This is a genomic window from Gelidibacter sp., assembly GCF_039916245.1.
Taxonomy (GTDB): domain Bacteria; phylum Bacteroidota; class Bacteroidia; order Flavobacteriales; family Flavobacteriaceae; genus Gelidibacter.
On record NZ_JBDSLS010000060.1, the window covers coordinates 1 to 3,240 of the forward strand.

At 37.8% G+C, this 3,240-nt stretch carries 4 protein-coding genes; 3 read left to right on the forward strand and 1 reads right to left on the reverse strand.

The window, feature by feature from the left end:
• Positions 1-1,008 precede the first annotated feature (1,008 nt).
• The gene (locus ABIQ28_RS03220) at positions 1,009-1,203 is read right to left on the reverse strand and encodes a hypothetical protein (RefSeq protein ID WP_348035313.1); all 195 of its coding nucleotides are present in this window, start codon (positions 1,201-1,203) and stop codon (positions 1,009-1,011) included.
• An 11-nt stretch (positions 1,204-1,214) separates the two neighbouring features.
• Between ABIQ28_RS03220 and ABIQ28_RS03225 the strand changes: the two genes are divergently transcribed.
• From ABIQ28_RS03225 to ABIQ28_RS03235, 3 genes are all read left to right on the forward strand, one after another.
• Complete coding sequence (locus tag ABIQ28_RS03225; protein WP_348035314.1) at positions 1,215-1,673, forward strand: Fic/DOC family N-terminal domain-containing protein; 459 nt, start codon at positions 1,215-1,217, stop codon at positions 1,671-1,673.
• A 16-nt stretch (positions 1,674-1,689) separates the two neighbouring features.
• Positions 1,690-2,277: a Fic family protein gene (locus ABIQ28_RS03230; RefSeq protein WP_348035315.1), complete on the forward strand. Its 588-nt coding sequence runs from the start codon at positions 1,690-1,692 to the stop codon at positions 2,275-2,277.
• A 349-nt stretch (positions 2,278-2,626) separates the two neighbouring features.
• A partial coding sequence (locus ABIQ28_RS03235) for an ABC transporter permease (protein ID WP_348035316.1) occupies positions 2,627-3,240 on the forward strand: 614 nt, incomplete at its 3' end.

Consider the following 3,240-nt stretch of genomic DNA (forward strand, 5'->3'; position numbering starts at 1 on the left):
CCTCGTCTTCAATTTCTTTTCTGAAATAACAACCACTCCTCCTTGATAGGAGGAGAATTAAGGAATACTGCTATAATTTAATGCAACTAAATGGTGTAAATTGTTGGTGGAAAACACCAACAATGGCTAAAACAAACCACCTCGTCTGCAATTTCTTTTCTGAAAATGCAGCCACTCCTCCTTGATAGGAGGAGAATTAATGAGTGCCGCTATAATTTAATTGAATGCTTTTAAGTTGTTGGTGGAAAAGACCAACAATAGCTGAAAATTTTGACACGAATTTCACGGATTTTCACGAACCTATGCGTATGCTGAGAATGTTGGCTCAATTTTTTCACTATAAATTGCACGAATGTAACTGACTTTTAGTCTGTTTTAAAAACCCCGGCCAGAATGTTTGTCGGGCTGGTATGGCAGTTTAGTCTGTAGTGATTTAGTTAGTAAATAAACCACCTCGCTTGCCTGTCGGCAGACAGGTCTTCAATTTCTTTTCTGAAATTGCATCCACTCCTCCTTGTAAAGAAGGAGAATCTTTCGCCGCTGTTGGTGTTTTTCACCGACAGTGTTGGGCATTTTAATCCTTATGGTAATTTGTATGTTATTTAGTCTTTTTGGCGGGAGGCCATCAAGGATAGGGTAGAATAAACACTTCTGGATATATGAACGTGTGGTATAGCAGATTTATTCCTGTTTAATTGTTCGATCGACTGAAGTTGTTGGTGGAAAACACCAACAAGAGCTGAAAATTTGGACACGAATTTCACGGATTTTCACGAACCTATGCGTATGCTGAGAATGCTGGCTCAATTTTTTCACTATAAATTTCACGAATGTAACAGACTTTTAGTCTGTTTTAAAAACCCCGGCCAGAATGTTTGTCGGGCTGGTATGGCAGTTTAGACTGCAGTGATTTAGTTAGTAAATAAACCACCTCGCCTGCAATTTCTTTTCTGAAATTGCATCCACTCCTCCTTATGAAGGAGGAGAATTAGGGATTACTGCTATAGTTTAGTTCAACGCTTTTAAGTTATTGGTGGAAAACACCAACAATGGCGGAGATACCAATAATGGCGGAACACCAACACTGGCGGAAACACCAACAATGGCGATATAAACAGATGTGTATAGAAATGGTGCTTTTTGTTGCACATAGGTAGAATGTGTAAAGAAAAATGAATTATCTTTACATGTCGATGCGTGCAAATTAAGAAAAAATGAATTGGAAACTCCAAAGTCTACCTTATTCTGTTGATTTAGAAACTCTAAAGGTGCTTAGGCTTTTGCCGGAAGCACATAGAGCTTTAGCCGAATTAAAAGGCGTTGCACAATCAATTCCTCGGCAGGATATTTTAATAAACACATTGGCTATACAAGAGGCGAAGGATAGTTCGGAAGTAGAGAATATTGTAACGACCCACGATGAGATTTATAAAGCCAGCATGGGTATAGAGAGTGTCACTTCCAGCCAAGCCAAAGAAGTGCAGAACTATATAGTGGCCATGAAAACAGGTTTTGCGATAGTCGCGAAAAATCATTTTTTATCCATAAATCACATTAAGCAAATTCAGCAAATCCTAGAGAATAATAACGCAGGATTTAGAAAAGTACCGGGTACCACACTTAAAAACAACAAAACGGATGAAGTAGTCTATACGCCGCCACCAAAGCCATGAAGAGGTTGTGAAACTTATGCAAAACCTGGAAGTCTTTATAAATGTAGAAGAAAATTTACCTATAGATCATCTTATTAAAATGGCGCTATTTCATTTTCAATTTGAAAGTATTCATCCATTTTACGATGGCAACGGGCGTACAGGAAGAATTTTAAATATTTTATACCTCATTCAGTATCAGTTGTTGGACACTCCTATTTTGTATCTGAGCAAATATATTATTCAACATAAAAACCAGTATTACCAGTTGTTGCAAAAGGTGCGCGACACGGGAGAATGGGAAGACTATCTGTGTTATATGCTTACCGCTATTACCGAAACGTCAAAAGACACTTTGGACAAAGTGCGAAACATTAAAAAAGCAATGGCAGACTATAAAATACTTTTGCGCGAAAATTATAAATTTTACAGTCAAGATTTGTTGAACCATTTGTTTAAGCAGCCTTACACCAAAATAGAGTTTTTACAAAATGAGTTACATATATCTCGCATCACGGCAGCCAATTATTTAAATCAATTGGCTATTGATGGACATTTGGTAAAACATAAAATAGGACGTACCAATTATTATGTCAACCAAGCAGTTCTTGAAGCCTTGAATTAAACCCTAAATGGGTTGATTTGTATTAGGTTAGGAAAATGTTTGGGGATTGTGAAGGTACTATTTAAACGTGTTAATGCGAGTAGCGATCCGGCAATCTGTTGAGGCTTCTTAATTATGAGATTACTTCGTCCTGCGTCCTCGCAATGACGCTTGGGTGTTGGATAGGCTCCTCGCAATGACGGAATCAACTGGTTCGCAATGACGCTTTGAATTTAGGTTTGCAAAAACGCCTTGGCTTTATAATTGCCATGCCAAAAGAATCCATACGCCGACATCATAATTCGCTAAATCAAATTCCACGTTCCCCTCAGAATTACTATATTAGCCCTATTCATAAACCGAAATTACCTTGACTACAAAAGACGACGACTGGTTATACACCATCTCTTCCAAAAACAAACTGATCGATCTTAATTTTAAAGAGATCTGGCGTTATCGTGATTTATTGATGTTGTTTGTAAAGCGTGATATTGTGACGGTTTACAAACAGACCATTTTAGGGCCGCTGTGGTATGTGATTCAGCCTTTGTTTACTTCGGTTATTTTTACACTTATTTTTAATAATTTAGGAAATATAAGTACGGGAGGGATCCCGCCATTTTTGTTTAACCTTGCTGGTATTACGGCTTGGAACTATTTCAACAACTGTTTAACCGGCACGAGTGACACCTTTAAAAAGAACGAGAGTATCTTTGGGAAGGTGTATTTCCCAAGGGTCATTATGCCCATGTCGGTGACGATTTCTAATTTGTTGAAGTTTTTTATACAATTGGGGATTTTTGCTGGCTTTTATATTTATTATTTAAGCACCGGAAGCACCTTGTCCGTGAATATGAATTTGTTGCTATTTCCTGTTTATATTTTGATGATGGCGATGCTTGGTTTGGGGCTTGGGATGATTCTATCCTCAATGACAACCAAATATCGAGATATGAACGTGGTGATTGGATTTGGCGTGAGTTT

Bases quoted from the DNA above. Each gene is read 5' to 3' on its own strand.
- ABIQ28_RS03225 (WP_348035314.1), top strand. From the start codon at position 1,215: ATGAATTGGAAACTCCAAAGTCTACCTTATTCTGTTGATTTAGAAACT.
- ABIQ28_RS03230 (WP_348035315.1), top strand. From the start codon at position 1,690: ATGCAAAACCTGGAAGTCTTTATAAATGTAGAAGAAAATTTACCTATA.